The sequence below is a fragment of the Pseudomonas sp. G11 genome (assembly GCF_029457515.1).
Classification (GTDB): domain Bacteria; phylum Pseudomonadota; class Gammaproteobacteria; order Pseudomonadales; family Pseudomonadaceae; genus Aquipseudomonas; species Aquipseudomonas gorinensis.
Genome location: NZ_CP120377.1, coordinates 2,424,662 through 2,439,596, shown reverse-complemented (window position 1 = coordinate 2,439,596; position 14,935 = coordinate 2,424,662). Strand labels below are relative to the sequence as shown.

Sequence of the window (14,935 nt, the reverse complement as noted above, 5' to 3'; positions counted from 1 at the left end):
ACCCAACGGCACCCTCAGGTTTTTCGCGGGCAAGCCCGCGCCTACAGACAACTAGAGGAAGAATATGCCCGCCTTAAACGATGCACGCCCCGACCCCGACGCCCTGCTGGCGCGGGTGCAACAGGAAGAACAGGCCGCCTTGCGCGGCAAATTGCGTATCTATTTCGGTTCCAACGCCGGCGTGGGCAAGACCTGCGCCATGCTCGAAGCAGCGCAACGCGAGGTCGCCCAGGGCCGTGACGTACTGGCTGGCGTAGTGGAAACCCATGGCCGTGCGGAGACCGCCGAACGGCTCCACGGCCTGGAGCAACTGCCCCGCGCCCACCGCCTGCACGGTGAGTTCGCCCTCACCGAATTCGACCTCGACGCCGCCCTGCTGCGCCATCCCGCCGTGGTACTGGTGGATGAACTGGCTCACAGCAACATCCCCGGTTCGCGCCATCCCAAACGCTGGCAAGACGTGGAAGAACTGCTCAGCGCCGGCATTGATGTATGGACCACCCTCAACGTGCAACACCTGGAAAGCCTGAATGACCTGGTCAGCGGCATTATCGGCATTCGCGTGCGCGAGACCGTGCCGGACCATGTGTTCGATAACGCTCACGAAGTGGTGGTGGTCGACCTGCCGCCGGACGATCTGCTGCAACGCCTCAAGGACAGCAAGGTGTACCTGGGCCCTGCGGCGGCACGCGCATCGCAGCATTTTTTCCGCAAGGGGAACCTGTTGGCCCTGCGCGAATTGGCATTGCGGCGCACGGCGGATCGGGTCGACACGCAGATGCGCGTGTACCGTCGCGAACAGTCGATCAAGACCCTGTGGCCCGCCCGCGAACGGCTATTGGTGGGTGTGGCCGGTGATGCCGGCGATGAACGCCTGGTGCGTGAAGCGGCGCGCCTGGCGCAAAAGCTGGAGGCGGACTGGATTGTCGTGCATGTCGCCTCCGCCCAGGGGCGCGGTGCCAGGCGCTACCTGAGCGCGATTAAAACCTTGGCCCTGGCCAGCGAATTCGGCGCCGATACGGCCACGTTGCCGGGCATGGACGTGGCGCAAGCCTTGGTCGCCTGTGCCCGTGAGCACAACGCCAATCGTCTGGTGCTGGGCCATCACCCGCGCCAGGCCTGGCGGTTCTGGCATCAATCGGTCAGCGACCGGATCAGCCACCATCATCCGCAAATCGACCAGATCGTGATGGCCCACGGGGTTGTGCCCGACAGGCCCCCGATCCTCGAAAAACCTGCGCCCGTGCCGGGCAGGGCCTTGGCCTATGGGTGGGCCAGCCTTGCCTGTTTCGCCGCCAGCGCCGTCGCCGCGTTGCTGTTGCAAGTGTTCGACCTGGCCAACGTGGTCATGCTGTTTTTACTCACGGTGGTGCTGGTGGCCTTGCGGTATGGACGCGGCCCCGGCGTGTGGGCAGCGATGCTCGCGGTGCTGTGTTTCGACTTCTTTTTCGTGCAGCCGCGCTATTCCTTCACGGTCACTGACACCCAGTATTTTTTCACCTTTGCGCTGATGCTCGGCATCGCCTTGATCACCGGGCAACTCACCGCACGCCTGCGCCACGAAGCGCGCACCGCCGCCGCGCGCGAACGCCGTGCCACCTCCCTGGCGCGGCTGGCGCGTGACTTGTCGGCAGCGTTGACCGTGGAACAAATCAGCGAAGTCGCGCTGCGCACGTTCAGCGGCGTGTTCGAAGCCCGCGTCGGCCTGGCCCTGCCGGACGCCGCCGATGGCGTACACAGCGTGGGCGCAGGCGGGCTGCCGATGGATGACAGCATCGCGCAATGGACCTACGACCACGGCCATGCCGCCGGCCACGGCACCGACACCCTATCGGCGGCCAAGGGCTGCTACCTGCCGCTCAAGGCGCCTATGCGCGTACGCGGTGTGCTGGTGCTGGAACTGGCCCAGAGCGAACGGCTGAACGACCCACAGGAACGCCGCCTGCTGGAAGCCTGCATGAGCCAACTGGCGATTGCCCTGGAGCGCGTGCATTTTGTCGAGGTGGCGCAAAACACCCTGGTGCAGATGGAGGGTGAAAAAATGCGCAATACCCTGCTTGCGGCGATTTCCCACGACCTGCGCACACCATTGACTACCTTGATCGGTGCCGCCGACACCGCCCTGCCCCACGCCCCACCGGGGCCGTTGCGCGAGTTGTTGCACGGCATCCACGAACAAGCCACGTCGATGCAGCGCCTGATCGAAAACCTGCTGGACATGGCGCGCATGCAGGAACGCGGCGTGCGCCTGAACCGGCAATGGCACTCCCTTGAAGAAATCGTCGGCAGCGCCCTGCGCCAGTTGCGCGAGCCGTTGGCGCGGCATCAGGTGCACACCTCGCTCGACGCGCGGTTGCCGCTGGTGGACGTCGACGCGCTGTTGATCGAACGCGTGCTGGTCAACCTGCTGGACAACGCGGCCAAGTACACCCCACCGGGCACCACCATCAGCGTCGCGGCCCACGCCACGTCGGACAGCATCGTGCTGATGGTCAGCGACACCGGCCCGGGTCGGGCCCCGGCCAATCTGTTCGAACCGTTTGCGCGCGGCCAACAGGAGTCTTCCGTGACGGGCATCGGCCTGGGCCTCGCGCTGGCCAAACGTATTGTCGAGGCACACGGCGGGCGTATCGAGGCCAACCCGGGGCGTACCTGCGGCATGCATTTCATCATCACGCTACCGGCGGGCACTCCGCCGTCCATGGAATCCCTATGAACACTGCACGTATTCTGATTGTTGAGGACGAAGCCAATATCCGGCGCTTTGTCGGCATCGCCCTGCAAGACGAAGGGTTCCAGGTGTTCGAAGCCGATAGCGTCAAGCGCGCCTTGATCCACGCCGCCAGCCGTCAGCCGGACCTGGTGATCGTCGACCTCGGCCTGCCGGATGGCGATGGCAAGCAACTGATCAGCGAGCTGCGCGGCTGGCTGGCGGTGCCGATCCTGGTGCTGTCGGCACGTGATCGCGAAGAAGAAAAAGTCGCCGCCCTGGACGCCGGTGCCGATGACTACCTGACCAAGCCCTTCGGCGTGCCCGAGTTGCTCGCCCGCATCCGCGCCCAACTGCGCCGGCACGGGCAGACTGGCAGCGTGGCGGCCACCAGCAAAGTGGCGTTTGGCGAGATTGAAGTCGACCTCGCCACCCATGAGGTCTGGCGCAAGGGCCAACCGGTACACCTCACACCCATCGAATACCGCCTGCTCTGCGCGATGGTGCGCGGCCAAAGCCGGGTGCTCACCCATCGCCAGCTACTGCTGGAGGTGTGGGGCCTGGATTACGTGGATCGCGCCCACTACTTGCGGGTGCACATGGCGCACCTGCGCCAGAAACTGGAGGAGGACCCCGCTCAACCGCAGTACTTCATTACCGAGTTGCAGGTGGGCTATCGGCTGATGGGGTTGTGAACAGGCGTTCGGCGGCGACATCCAGGAACACGTGGATTTTCGGGGTCAAGCCCGATGAACAGCGCATCGCGTTCTACTGCTTGCCGGACGAATTCTTCCAGCCGCTTTGCCAAACCCCAGACAGCAAAAAGCCCGCTCGATGAGCGGGCTTCCTGTGGTACCTGGCGTTCAGCGTTCCAGATGACCGAATATGGCGCAGCGGACGGGACTCGAACCCGCGACCCCCGGCGTGACAGGCCGGTATTCTAACCGACTGAACTACCGCTGCGCGTAACACTTGAAGCGAATGGTGGGTGATGACGGGATCGAACCGCCGACCCTCTGCTTGTAAGGCAGATGCTCTCCCAGCTGAGCTAATCACCCTTCACTTTCGGTGTGGGGCGCATCATATACGAAAAATCTGCAATGTGTTGATTTAAATGCAATTTATTTGAAATAAATTTTCGACCAGCGCGCGCGGCCCCGAAAACACCGAGTTTGTACGGTGAACCGCGTAACTTCATGGTCAGCACGCGGTGGGATTTCTGATCCGCGCCTAAAAAACGCCGCCGATCATCGGAAATGATCGGCGGCGTTTTGGTCTGCCGGAGCGTGTTCATAAACCCCAGACAGCAAAAAGCCCGCTCGATGAGCGGGCTTCCTGTGGTACCTGGCGTTCAGCGTTCCAGGTGACCGAATATGGCGCAGCGGACGGGACTCGAACCCGCGACCCCCGGCGTGACAGGCCGGTATTCTAACCGACTGAACTACCGCTGCGCGTAACACTTGAAGCGAATGGTGGGTGATGACGGGATCGAACCGCCGACCCTCTGCTTGTAAGGCAGATGCTCTCCCAGCTGAGCTAATCACCCTTCGTTTCGGTGTGGCGCGCATTCTACGGAGCGACCCCAGGTCTGGCAAGCACTTTCTTAAATCTTTTTTTTGATAGCTTCCAATGGCTTAGGCAGGGTTGGCCTCAGCCGCTATCAAGAGAATAATGCCCCCCTTTGTATAAAGGAGAGACTCACCCCATGTGGTTCAAGAACCTGCTTATCTATCGCCTGACCCAAGATCTGCCTGTTGATGCCGAGGCGTTGGAAGCGGCCATGGCCACCAAACTGGCGCGCCCATGTGCAAGCCAGGAGTTGACCACTTACGGTTTCATCGCCCCCTTCGGCAAAGGTGAGGATGCTCCCCTGGTCCACGTCAGCGGTGACTTCCTGCTGATCGCCGCGCGCAAGGAAGAACGCATCCTGCCGGGTAGCGTGGTGCGTGATGCCCTCAAAGAGAAAGTCGAGGAAATCGAAGCCGAGCAAATGCGCAAGGTCTATAAAAAGGAACGGGACCAGATCAAGGATGAAATCATCCAGGCGTTCCTGCCGCGCGCCTTTATCCGCCGCTCGTCGACCTTCGCCGCCATCGCGCCGAAACAGGGCCTGATCCTGGTCAACTCGGCCAGCCCGAAACGCGCCGAAGACCTGCTCTCCACCCTGCGTGAAGTGATCGGCACCCTGCCGGTGCGCCCACTCACCGTAAAAACCGCGCCAACCGCCATCATGACCGACTGGGTCACCACCCAGAAACCGGCCGATGACTTCTTCGTCCTCGACGAATGCGAACTGCGCGACACCCACGAAGACGGCGGCATCGTGCGTTGCAAGCGCCAGGACCTGACCAGCGAAGAAATCCAGCTGCACCTGAGCACCGGCAAAGTCGTGACCCAACTGTCCCTGGCCTGGCAGGACAAGCTGTCCTTCATGCTCGACGACAAGATGACCGTCAAGCGCCTGAAGTTCGAAGACCTGCTGCAAGACCAGGCGGAACAGGACGGTGGTGAAGAAGCCCTGGGCCAACTGGATGCCAGCTTCACCCTGATGATGCTGACCTTCGGTGACTTCCTGCCGGCGTTGATCGAAGCCCTCGGCGGCGAAGAAACCCCGCAGGGCATCTAAGCCGTGTGAAGATCAAAATGTGGGAGGGGCAAGTCGAATCGTCGCACCGCCCCTCCCACATTTGATCGCATTTGCATTTCAAAAATCGAATAAAAAAGGACACCCCCATGCGCGCACTCGCCGCCTTGAGCCGCTTCGTCGGCAATACCTTCGCCTACTGGGTGTTGATATTTGCCGTGCTGGCCTTCTTCGAACCCAACGGGTTCATCGGCCTGAAAAGCGCCATCGTCCCGCTGCTGGGCCTGGTGATGTTCGGCATGGGGCTGACCCTCAAACTTGAAGACTTCGCCGAAGTCGCTCGCCACCCGTGGCGCGTGGCCCTGGGCGTAGTCGCACACTTCGTGATCATGCCGGGCGTGGCCTGGCTGCTGTGCCAGGCCTTCCACCTGCCGCCGGAAATTGCCGTTGGGGTGATCCTGGTCGGCTGCTGCCCAAGCGGCACCTCATCCAACGTGATGACCTGGCTGGCCCGTGGCGACCTGGCGCTGTCGGTGGCCATCGCCGCCGTCACCACCCTCCTCGCCCCGCTGCTCACCCCGGCGCTGATCTGGCTGCTGGCCTCGGCCTGGCTGCCGGTGTCGTTCATGGAGTTGTTCTGGTCGATCCTGCAAGTGGTGCTGCTGCCGATCGTGCTCGGCGTTGTCGCGCAACGCGTGCTCGGCGAGCGGGTGCACCATGCGGTGGAGGTGCTGCCGTTGGTGTCAGTGGTCAGCATCGTGATCATCGTCGCCGCAGTAGTGGCGGCGAGCCAGGCGAAGATCGCCGAATCGGGCCTGCTGATCATGGCCGTGGTGATGTTGCATAACAGCTTCGGCTACCTGCTGGGCTACTTCACCGGCCGCGTGTTCAAACTGCCATTAGCCCAACGCAAGTCGCTGGCGCTGGAGGTGGGCATGCAGAACTCCGGGCTGGGCGCCGCATTGGCCAGCGCGCACTTTTCTCCGTTGGCGGCGGTGCCGAGCGCGCTGTTCAGTGTCTGGCACAATATTTCCGGGGCGTTGCTATCGACCTACTTCCGCCGCATGAGCGAGAAGGAAGACCGTCGCATGCTGGAAAACACCCCGCAAACTTGATCGCATGATCCATTTTCGGCACTCTACCGAGCTTCGCGGGGACGACCTCGCGACGCTCTCGAGCGCACATCAGGGGACGACCCCGCTTTTGCAAGGGAGGTCATCATGTCCTGGATCATTCTATTGTTTGCCGGCTTGTTTGAAGTCGGCTGGGCCGTCGGCCTGAAGTACACCGACGGTTTCAGCAAGCCGCTGCCCACGGCGCTGACGATTGCCGCCATGGCCATCAGCCTCGGCCTGCTTGGCCTGGCCATGAAGGAGCTGCCGCTGGGCACCGCCTATGCCATCTGGACTGGCGTGGGAGCGGTGGGCACGGTGATTGCCGGGATTATCCTGTTCGGGGAATCCATGGCGTTGTTCCGGCTGGCCAGTGTGGCGTTGATCATTTGCGGGCTTGTCGGGCTCAAGATCAGCGCTTAGGCCACTACCACCATCGGGGGCAAGTCGAATCGTCGCACCGCCTCCCACACTAGACCGCGATCGTCAGAACAACGTGATCAAATGTGGGAGGGGGCATGCCCCGATGAGGCCGGTACATCCAGCACAGAACTACCTGACACTCCCCCGCAAAGCGCCAACGACCTCCTGCAATCTGGCAGGCGTCGGACCCTCCACCGGCTCACCCGCCACCAGCACGACGCGCGACCAGATGCGATGGAAGAAGCCTTTGTTCGGATCGCGACTGAAGAAACTCCCCCACAACCCCTGCAACGCCATCGGGATCACCGGCACCGGGGTCTCCTCAAGAATGCGCGTCACGCCACCACGGAACTCGTTCATCTCGCCGTCAGCCGTCAACTTGCCTTCCGGGAAGATACACACCAACTCTCCGTCCTTCAGGTATTGGGCAATCCGCGTGAAGGCTTTTTCGTAGATCTGGATATCCTCATTGCGCCCGGCAATCGGGATCGCCCCCGCGGTGCGGAAGATAAAATTCAGCACCGGCAAGCGGTAGATCTTGTAGTACATGACGAAGCGAATCGGCCGACGCACCGCGCCGCCAATCAACAGCGCATCGACAAACGACACGTGGTTACACACCAGCAACGCCGCGCCTTCATCCGGGATCAGCTCAAGGTTGCGATGCTCCACGCGATACATAGAGTGGCTGAGCAGCCAGATCATGAAGCGCATGGTGAACTCGGGGACGATCTTGAAGATGTAGGCGTTGACCGCGATGTTGAGCAACGACACCACCAGGAACAGCTCAGGAATCGACAACTTGGCCACGCTCAGCAGCAGGATCGAGACAATCGCCGAGACCACCATGAACAGCGCGTTGAGAATGTTGTTGGCGGCGATCACCCGCGCTCGTTCGTGCTCGGCGGTGCGCGACTGGATCAGTGCATACAGCGGCACGATATAGAATCCGCCAAACACCCCCAGGCCGAGGATATCCAACAACACCCACCACGCCTGGCCGTAGCTGAGCACCGCCAGCCAGTCATTGGCCTGGACGTTCTGCGGGAAGCCGCCCGAATGCCACCACAGCAGCAGGCCGAACACGGTCAGGCCAAAGGAGCCAAACGGCACCAGGCCGATCTCCACCTTCCGCCCGGAGAGTTTTTCGCACAGCATCGAGCCCAGGGCGATGCCCACCGAGAACACCGTAAGGATCAGCGTCACCACGGTTTCGTCGCCGTACAACCACTCCTTGGCATAGGCTGGGATTTGCGTCAGGTAGATCGCGCCGACAAACCAGAACCATGAGTTACCGACGATGGAGCGCGACACCGCCGGGGTCTGGCCCAAGCCCAGGCGCAAAGTCGCCCAGGATTGGCTGAAGATGTTCCAGTCCAGGCGCAGTTGCGGGGTGGACGCCGCCGCGCGCGGAATGCTGCGGCTGGCCAGGTAACCCAGCACCGCCACGCCGACGATCGCCGCCGACACCACCGGCGCATAGTGGGTGGAAGACATCATGATCCCTGCGCCAATGGTGCCGGCCAGGATCGCCAGGAACGTGCCCATCTCCACCAGACCGTTGCCGCCCACCAATTCATCGTCGTGCAGGGCCTGGGGCATGATCGAATACTTCACCGGGCCGAACAGCGCCGAGTGCGTGCCCATGGCGAACAGCGCCAGCAGCATCAGTTCCAGGTGATTGAACAGAAAGCCCGTCGCGCCGACGGCCATGATCACAATCTCGCCAATCTTGATCGCGCGGATCAACGCATCCTTGTTGAATTTCTCGCCAAACTGGCCGGCCAGCGCCGAGAACAGGAAGAAGGGCAAGATGAACAACAGCGCGCACAGGTTGACCCAGATCGAGCGGTCACCGTCGATGGTGAGCTTGTAGAGAATCGCCAGGATCAGCGATTGCTTGAAGATGTTGTCGTTGAAAGCGCCCAGCAACTGGGTGATGAAAAACGGCAGGAAACGCCGTGTGCGCAGCAAGGTGAATTGTGAGGGGTGGCTCATCGTCCGTGTTCCTGCGTGGCCTGTTATTGATCAGGCCACGACTTTACCTAATCGCGCTTACTTATTCCCTAGTCCTGCAATACACGGCGAAACAAAAAGCTCACCTTTATAGGCGCCCTGCACAGTGCGCTTGGCAACGACCAGCCACATCAGCGTCAACGCGCCCACCAGCACACTGCCAAATGCGCTGAAGAAGCCCAGGTGCAACAGGCTCGACAGCTTCAACGTGGCCAGGGCATATACCCCCAGCGGGAAGGTAAAACCCCACCACCCCAGGTTGAACGGGATACCGGCGCGCAGGTAACGCAGGGTGATCAGCACCGCGATCAGCATCCACCACAAGCCGAAGCCCCACAGGGTCATACCCGCCACCAGGCCCAGGCCGTTGGCCATTTCACCGACGCCGGGCAAGCCATTGGCGGCAAAGATCGCCGGCGCATCGCCGCCCAGCACCAACATACCCAGGGCACCGGTACCGATGGGGCCGAGGGCCAGCCAGCTCGATGCGGCCATATTGGCGTGAGGCAATTTATGCAAGGCCATGCGCAGCATCAGGATGGTCAGGATACTGAACGCCACCGGCAGGGAGAACGCCCACAGCACGTAGCTGGTCACCAGCATCACCAGTTGCGAATGGGCGTCGACCAGATGCGGCGCCAGCAGGCCACCACTGGCCGCCGCCACTTCGGCCGCGACCACCGGCAACAGCCATACGGCGGTCATCTGGTCGATGCTGTGTTCCTGGCGGGTGAACATCATGAACGGGATCAGCACGCCGCAGGCCAGGGACATGGCCACATCCAGCCACCAGAGCAGCTCGGCCAGGGGCAGCACATCACTCCCCCAGCGTGGCAGGCCGAACAACAACAATCCGTTAAGGATGGTCGCCAGGCCCATGGGGATAGTGCCGAAGAACATCGAGACGGTGGAGTGCCCGAAAATCCGCCGGGCCTCGTGGAAAAACATCACCCAACGCGCCGCATACAGGGCACTGAACAGCAGGAACAAGCCTATGGTGAACAGCCACAGCCCTTCGGCAATGGCGCGCAAACCCGGCAGGTCGAACGGTAATTGAGCCAGGGCCAGCGCAAGCACGCCGGTGCCCATGGTCGCGGCAAACCAGTTGGGGGTGAACTGGCGAATCACTTCCCGGGGACGGGCCAGGTGACTGAAGGGCTTGTAGCTGATGGTATTCGAGCAGGTCATGATGGCAATCCTCTTCCTCGCATGAGGTTGAGGCCATGGTAGAACCTGATCGAATATCTATATAACGGGTAATATCTCTAACTGTTATCTGTTTTACCGATATGCACTCAAACGCTGCCTTCGCTTTCGATCACCAGGATGCGCGCAGGGCCCTGGGGATGCGCCACATGTTCGGTGCCGACGCCGGCGTAGAAAATATCGCCCACGGCCAACTCAGCCAACTGCTCCATGCCGCCGTCGCGGTAGTGCATATGCACCCGGCCATCGAGCACCACGAACACTTCCTCACCATCGTTGACGTGCCAGCGGTACGGCTGGTCGGTCCAGTGCAAACGGGTGGTGATGCCGTTCATGTTGGCGATATCCAGCGCCTCCCAGGCGCGGCTGCCGGTGAAGTCCTTGCTGCGGATGATCTTCATGCTTGAATCTCAAGGCGGTCGGAGATCGCCGATTATGAGCGCATCACGGGCTCGATGTCGCCTTGGTGCGGGTGTAATCCTGCAGCAGCAGCGCCGCCAAGGCACTGAGTGCCAGCACGATCAGCGACACGCCATACGCATCGGTGGTCGCGATCAACCCGAAGGTGCGCGTCAGGTTGCCCGCCAACAGCGATGGCACACAGAACGCCAGGTAACTCAGGACGTAGAACGCCGACATCAAGCCGGCGCGCTCATGGGGCAAGGCCAATGGTACAACGCTGCGCAAGGCGCCGAGGAACCCGGCCCCAAAACCACTGCCGGCGATCAGCGTCGCAAGGAAAAACAACGGCAGGCTGGCAGCGTGCACGGCACTGAGGATCAGCGCGACGCCCACCGCCAGCAACACGGCGCCCAGGCGCAAGGTCTTGTCCGCCGGGCGATTGCGCAGGCTGAAAATCATCAGCGCACCACTCAAGGTCAACACCGCTACCAGCCCGCCGCCGATCAGATTGGACGTCGACCCCGTGGCCGCCCGCACCAGCGAAGGCGCCAGGGACAGATAGAACCCGCCCATGGCCCACACGGCGATATCCACCGGCAGCGCAATCCATAGCGCGCGGCGCGCCTGGAGCGGCACATGCAAGGTGGGCCACAACGAGGCCAACGCGCCAGGGATCCGACTGACGGTTTCCGGCAGGCGCCACACATACACGGCCTGCAACACCATCAGGCTCAAGAGTGTCCAGTAGATCAAGGTGGTGGGAAACGGCGCGAATTCCACCAGCAGGCTGCACCCCATGGCGCCACACGCCATCCCCAGCAAGGGCGCGACGCTGTTGATCAGCGGCCCGTGCTGGCGGTCGGTATCGAGCAGCGCGGCACCCAGTACCGCCGTGGCCATGCCGGTGGCGAAACCTTGCAGGGTCCGCGCGGCGATCAGCCAGGCCACGCTGTCTTCATGGATAAACAGCAGCATCGCCAGCATCTCGAGGAGCAGTGCGGTGAAGATCACCGGCTTGCGCCCCAGGTGGTCCGACAGCGAACCTACGGTCAGCAACGCCACCAGCAGGCTCAAAGCGTATACCCCGAAGATCAGGGTCAGCATGCCCGCTGAAAAATGCAGGCCCTCCTGATACAGGTGATACAACGGCGTCGGCGCACTGGAAGCCGCCAGGAACGTCAGCAAAGTGATCGCCAGGAACACCAGGCTGGAACGGTGTGAAGTCAGGTTGGACATGGGCACGCTCCGCTAAAGCTAATATTTTGCTTTTGCGCAGTGTGCGACCGATCAGGGCTTAAAGCAAATTCTTTGTGTTAAGGTCACACCCATGGCGATAAAAGAAGGCCTCCGCCCGGGGGGCCGCAGTGCCCGGGTACAAGAGTCCGTCCATTCGGCGGTGCGTGAACTGCTGGAAACCCATGAGCGTTCCAGTGTCACCGTGCCGATGATTGCCGCGCGCGCGGGCGTCACCCCCTCAACCATCTACCGACGCTGGGGCGACCTCTCCGTGTTGCTCGCGGACGTGGCCCTGGCCCGCATGCGCCCCGACAGCGAGCCGGCCAACACCGGCAGCCTGCGTGGCGACCTGCAAGCCTGGGCCGAGCAATACCTGGATGAAATGAGTTCGGAGCCGGGGCGCAACATGATGCGCGATGTGCAGTGCCGGGCTACGCCTGGGTACTGCGTGAGCATCCTCAGCGGGCAGTTCCAGGCGATTGTCGATCGCTACCCGCACGACACGCCGCCACCGCCCAGCGTGGATCACCTGATCAACCTGCTGGCGGCACCGACGGTGTTTCGTATTCTGTTCTCGAGCACACCGCTGACGGTTGAAGAACTGCACGAGCTGATCGAGCTGGCATTGCAGACCTGACACACATCTAAATGTGGGAGGGGGCTTGCTCCCGATAGCGGCCTGACAGTCAGCCTTGCACTGACTGATCCACCGCTATCGGAGAGCAAGCCCCCTCCCCCCATTTTTCCCCACGTTCAGGTCGGTGCTCAGGTACGCATCCCGCGCCCGCTCACCAGCAACTTCGCGCAACCGATATACAACACCACCGTGGCCACGATCATGAAGGTGATCGCCACGCTGATCTTGATGTCCGACACCCCAAGGATGCCGTAGCGGAACGCGTTGACCATGTGCAGCACCGGGTTGGCCAGGGACACGGTCTGCCAGAACGGCGGCAGCAAGGTGATGGAGTAGAACACCCCGCCCAGGTAGGTCAGTGGGGTCAGCACGAACGTCGGGATGATCGAGATATCGTCGAAGTTGCGTGCAAACACTGCGTTGATAAACCCCAGCAACGAGAAGATCGTCGCCGTCAGCACCACCACCAACAGGGTGACCCCCAGGTGGTGCACTTGCAGGTGGGTGAAGAACAGCGACAGCAAGGTCACGATCACACCGACCATCAAGCCTCGCAGCACGCCACCCAGTGTGTAGCCGATCAGGATGGTGTGTGGCGACACCGGCGAGACCATCAGTTCTTCGATGGAACGCTGGAATTTGCTGCCGAAGAAACTGGAGACCACGTTGCCGTAGGAGTTGGTGATCACCGACATCATGATCAGGCCGGGCACGATGTACTCCATATAGGTGAAGCCACCCATGTCGCCGATCTGCCGGCCGATCAGGTTACCGAAGATCACGAAGTACAGGACCATGGTGATCGCCGGTGGCAGCAGGGTCTGCGGCCAGATCCGGGTGAAGCGCTTCACTTCGCGATAGACAATGGTCTGCAGCGCGACGAGGTTGGGTTGCAGTTCAGAACTCATACCGCCACCTTCGCCAGGTTTTTTTCCACCAGGGACACGAACAACTCCTCAAGGCGATTGGTTTTGTTACGCAGGCTCAACACTTCGATGTTCTGGGTCGCCAATTGGCTGAACAACGCAGTGATGCCCATGGCTTTGTCCACCTGGACTTCCAGGGTGTGGCCGTCGACCAGGCGAGTCGGGTAGCCAACCAGTTGCGGCGGTACCGACAGGTTGTTTTTCAGGTCGAGCACGAACGTCTCCACATGCAACTGGCTCAGCAGGTTACGCATGCTGGTGTTCTCGACGATGGTGCCGTGGTCGATGATGCCAATGTTGCGGCACAGCTGCTCGGCCTCTTCCAGGTAGTGGGTGGTGAGGATGATGGTGATGCCTTTCTCGTTCAGCTCGGTGAGGAAGGTCCACATCGAGCGACGCAGTTCGATGTCCACCCCGGCGGTGGGCTCATCGAGGATCAACAGGCGCGGTTCGTGCACCAGCGCGCGGGCGATCATCAGGCGCCGCTTCATACCGCCGGAGAGCGAACGCGAAGGCACGTCGCGCTTGTCCCACAGGCCCAGCTGGGTCAGGTACTGTTCGGCGCGTTCCTTGGCGATTTTCGCCGGAATGCCGTAGTAACCGGCCTGGGTCACGACAATGTCGAAGGTCTTTTCAAACTGGTTGAAGTTGAATTCCTGGGGCACCACACCGATGCAACGCTTGAGCGCCGCCGGGGATTGGTCCAGGTCGTGGCCAAAAATATTCACCGTGCCGCTGGTCTTGTTGACCAGGGTCGAAAGGATACCGATGGTGGTGGATTTGCCGGCACCGTTGGGGCCAAGCAAGGCGAAGAAATCACCTTCGGCAACGTCCAGATCGATACCACTCAGGGCCTGGAAACCGTTGCCGTAGGTTTTGGTTAGCTGCCGGATGGACAGAGCGGAACTCATATCGGAATACGCACCAAAGAAGGGAATAGGAACAATAGATGAGGGCGCAGCCCACGTAGTTCAACGGCGGCGCATGACAAGCATGGTGCTTGCCCGCGCCGCACAAGTACAGTCACCTGTATTAATAGTCAGTATTAAGTCAACGCGGTCATGACCGCTTTGCGGTAGGCCGGCCGTTGTTGCAGGCGCTGGTACCAGGCCTCTAGATGGGGCATCGAAGGGCGTTCGATGGGCATTTCAAACCAGGCGTAGATAAAGCAGCCCAGGGGGATATCACCCATGCCGATCTCATTACCTGACAGGTAGGGTTGGGTGGCAAGGGCCTGGTCGACGGTTTTGAGCGCATCGATGCAGGCCTGGCGCCCGGCGTGGATGGTGTCCCAGTTCTGTTTGTCAGCGGGCGTGCGCACAATGCCCCAGAACACGCTCTTGAACGGTTCGGCGAGGGTCGACGTGGTCCAATCCATCCATTTTTCCGCGTTGGCCCGCGCCTTCAGGTCGCTCGGGTACCAGCTGGATGCCTGCTTGGCGCAGAGGTAACGCACGATGGTGTTGGACTCCCACAGGACAAAATCGCCATCTTCGATCACCGGCACCCGGCCATTGGGGTTCAACGCCCGGTATTGCGGCGTGTCGACCACGCCAAAAGCCCCGCCCGCATCAATTGCCTCATAGTCCAGGCCGAGTTCCTCGGCGCACCACAGTGCTTTCCTGACGTTTGATGAATTTTTACGACCCCAGATTTTCAGCATGACCGTGCCTTATTGTGAAT

General features: G+C 61.5%; 14 protein-coding genes and 4 tRNA genes. 6 read left to right on the top strand and 12 right to left on the bottom strand.

Going from position 1 to position 14,935, the window contains the following annotated elements; translation table 11 throughout:
• Window positions 1-64: 64 nt before the first annotated feature.
• Window positions 65-2,716, top strand: a complete 2,652-nt coding sequence (locus tag P2T68_RS11300) for a sensor histidine kinase KdpD (RefSeq protein ID WP_277379344.1) — start codon at window positions 65-67, stop codon at window positions 2,714-2,716.
• Complete coding sequence (locus tag P2T68_RS11295; protein WP_024074372.1) at window positions 2,713-3,405, top strand: response regulator; 693 nt, start codon at window positions 2,713-2,715, stop codon at window positions 3,403-3,405. The genes P2T68_RS11300 and P2T68_RS11295 overlap by 4 nt, the downstream gene beginning before the upstream one ends.
• 191 nt (window positions 3,406-3,596) lie before the next feature.
• On the opposite strand, the gene P2T68_RS11290 is transcribed toward P2T68_RS11295, so the two are convergent.
• From P2T68_RS11290 to P2T68_RS11270, 5 genes are all read right to left on the bottom strand, one after another.
• Window positions 3,597-3,673, bottom strand: a tRNA-Asp gene (locus tag P2T68_RS11290).
• Between the two features lie 19 nt (window positions 3,674-3,692).
• A tRNA-Val gene (locus P2T68_RS11285) sits at window positions 3,693-3,768 on the bottom strand.
• Complete coding sequence (locus P2T68_RS11280; protein WP_277379343.1) at window positions 3,759-4,004, bottom strand: hypothetical protein; 246 nt, start codon at window positions 4,002-4,004, stop codon at window positions 3,759-3,761. The genes P2T68_RS11285 and P2T68_RS11280 overlap by 10 nt, the downstream gene beginning before the upstream one ends.
• A gap of 80 nt (window positions 4,005-4,084) precedes the next feature.
• Window positions 4,085-4,161 (bottom strand) — tRNA-Asp (locus P2T68_RS11275).
• A 19-nt stretch (window positions 4,162-4,180) separates the two neighbouring features.
• Window positions 4,181-4,256: transfer RNA gene (locus P2T68_RS11270), tRNA-Val, on the bottom strand.
• A gap of 159 nt (window positions 4,257-4,415) precedes the next feature.
• On the opposite strand from P2T68_RS11270, the gene rdgC reads away from it, so the two are divergent.
• The 3 genes from rdgC (at window position 4,416) to sugE (ending at window position 6,829) form a co-directional block, all read left to right on the top strand.
• Window positions 4,416-5,336 carry a recombination-associated protein RdgC gene (gene rdgC / locus P2T68_RS11265; RefSeq protein ID WP_277379342.1) on the top strand — a complete coding sequence of 307 codons (921 nt, stop codon included), beginning with the start codon at window positions 4,416-4,418 and terminating at the stop codon, window positions 5,334-5,336.
• Between the two features lie 107 nt (window positions 5,337-5,443).
• Window positions 5,444-6,409, top strand: coding sequence for a bile acid:sodium symporter family protein (locus P2T68_RS11260; protein WP_069075602.1), 966 nt, complete (start codon window positions 5,444-5,446; stop codon window positions 6,407-6,409).
• Between the two features lie 105 nt (window positions 6,410-6,514).
• Window positions 6,515-6,829, top strand: coding sequence for a quaternary ammonium compound efflux SMR transporter SugE (gene sugE / locus P2T68_RS11255; protein WP_024074363.1), 315 nt, complete (start codon window positions 6,515-6,517; stop codon window positions 6,827-6,829).
• A 129-nt stretch (window positions 6,830-6,958) separates the two neighbouring features.
• On the opposite strand, the gene P2T68_RS11250 is transcribed toward sugE, so the two are convergent.
• The 4 genes from P2T68_RS11250 to P2T68_RS11235 all read right to left on the bottom strand — a co-directional run bounded on the left by P2T68_RS11250 (window position 6,959) and on the right by P2T68_RS11235 (window position 11,689).
• A complete protein-coding gene (locus P2T68_RS11250) occupies window positions 6,959-8,827 on the bottom strand; it encodes an MFS transporter (RefSeq protein WP_102625527.1) in 1,869 nt (622 codons plus the stop codon).
• Between the two features lie 57 nt (window positions 8,828-8,884).
• Window positions 8,885-10,033 (bottom strand): TDT family transporter, encoded by a 1,149-nt coding sequence (locus P2T68_RS11245; protein WP_024074361.1) that lies wholly within the window; start codon window positions 10,031-10,033, stop codon window positions 8,885-8,887.
• A 107-nt stretch (window positions 10,034-10,140) separates the two neighbouring features.
• The gene (locus P2T68_RS11240; RefSeq protein ID WP_277379341.1) at window positions 10,141-10,452 is read right to left on the bottom strand and encodes a cupin domain-containing protein; all 312 of its coding nucleotides are present in this window, start codon (window positions 10,450-10,452) and stop codon (window positions 10,141-10,143) included.
• Between the two features lie 43 nt (window positions 10,453-10,495).
• Window positions 10,496-11,689 (bottom strand): MFS transporter, encoded by a 1,194-nt coding sequence (locus P2T68_RS11235; protein WP_069075600.1) that lies wholly within the window; start codon window positions 11,687-11,689, stop codon window positions 10,496-10,498.
• Between the two features lie 91 nt (window positions 11,690-11,780).
• Here P2T68_RS11235 and P2T68_RS11230 point away from each other — a divergent pair, with 91 nt between their 5' ends.
• On the top strand, window positions 11,781-12,326 hold the full coding sequence (locus tag P2T68_RS11230) for a TetR/AcrR family transcriptional regulator (RefSeq protein ID WP_102625528.1): 546 nt from the start codon (window positions 11,781-11,783) through the stop codon (window positions 12,324-12,326).
• Between the two features lie 128 nt (window positions 12,327-12,454).
• Here P2T68_RS11230 and P2T68_RS11225 read toward each other — a convergent pair whose 3' ends face one another.
• The 3 genes from P2T68_RS11225 to P2T68_RS11215 all read right to left on the bottom strand — a co-directional run bounded on the left by P2T68_RS11225 (window position 12,455) and on the right by P2T68_RS11215 (window position 14,915).
• Window positions 12,455-13,234: an ABC transporter permease gene (locus tag P2T68_RS11225; protein ID WP_024074357.1), complete on the bottom strand. Its 780-nt coding sequence runs from the start codon at window positions 13,232-13,234 to the stop codon at window positions 12,455-12,457.
• Window positions 13,231-14,163, bottom strand: coding sequence for an ABC transporter ATP-binding protein (locus tag P2T68_RS11220; RefSeq protein WP_024074356.1), 933 nt, complete (start codon window positions 14,161-14,163; stop codon window positions 13,231-13,233). Before P2T68_RS11220 ends, P2T68_RS11225 begins: the two co-directional genes overlap by 4 nt.
• A gap of 134 nt (window positions 14,164-14,297) precedes the next feature.
• On the bottom strand, window positions 14,298-14,915 hold the full coding sequence (locus P2T68_RS11215; protein ID WP_150055851.1) for a glutathione S-transferase: 618 nt from the start codon (window positions 14,913-14,915) through the stop codon (window positions 14,298-14,300).
• Between the last annotated feature and the right edge of the window lie 20 nt (window positions 14,916-14,935).

Coding starts and splice junctions, on each gene's coding strand:
- P2T68_RS11230 (WP_102625528.1), top strand. CDS start 11,781: ATGGCGATAAAAGAAGGCCTCCGCCCGGGGGGCCGCAGTGCCCGGGTA.
- P2T68_RS11300 (WP_277379344.1), top strand. CDS start 65: ATGCCCGCCTTAAACGATGCACGCCCCGACCCCGACGCCCTGCTGGCG.
- P2T68_RS11215 (WP_150055851.1), bottom strand. CDS start 14,915: ATGCTGAAAATCTGGGGTCGTAAAAATTCATCAAACGTCAGGAAAGCA.
- rdgC (WP_277379342.1), top strand. CDS start 4,416: ATGTGGTTCAAGAACCTGCTTATCTATCGCCTGACCCAAGATCTGCCT.
- P2T68_RS11260 (WP_069075602.1), top strand. CDS start 5,444: ATGCGCGCACTCGCCGCCTTGAGCCGCTTCGTCGGCAATACCTTCGCC.
- P2T68_RS11295 (WP_024074372.1), top strand. CDS start 2,713: ATGAACACTGCACGTATTCTGATTGTTGAGGACGAAGCCAATATCCGG.
- sugE (WP_024074363.1), top strand. CDS start 6,515: ATGTCCTGGATCATTCTATTGTTTGCCGGCTTGTTTGAAGTCGGCTGG.
- P2T68_RS11235 (WP_069075600.1), bottom strand. CDS start 11,689: ATGTCCAACCTGACTTCACACCGTTCCAGCCTGGTGTTCCTGGCGATC.
- P2T68_RS11225 (WP_024074357.1), bottom strand. CDS start 13,234: ATGAGTTCTGAACTGCAACCCAACCTCGTCGCGCTGCAGACCATTGTC.
- P2T68_RS11220 (WP_024074356.1), bottom strand. CDS start 14,163: ATGAGTTCCGCTCTGTCCATCCGGCAGCTAACCAAAACCTACGGCAAC.
- P2T68_RS11250 (WP_102625527.1), bottom strand. CDS start 8,827: ATGAGCCACCCCTCACAATTCACCTTGCTGCGCACACGGCGTTTCCTG.
- P2T68_RS11245 (WP_024074361.1), bottom strand. CDS start 10,033: ATGACCTGCTCGAATACCATCAGCTACAAGCCCTTCAGTCACCTGGCC.
- P2T68_RS11280 (WP_277379343.1), bottom strand. CDS start 4,004: ATGAACACGCTCCGGCAGACCAAAACGCCGCCGATCATTTCCGATGAT.
- P2T68_RS11240 (WP_277379341.1), bottom strand. CDS start 10,452: ATGAAGATCATCCGCAGCAAGGACTTCACCGGCAGCCGCGCCTGGGAG.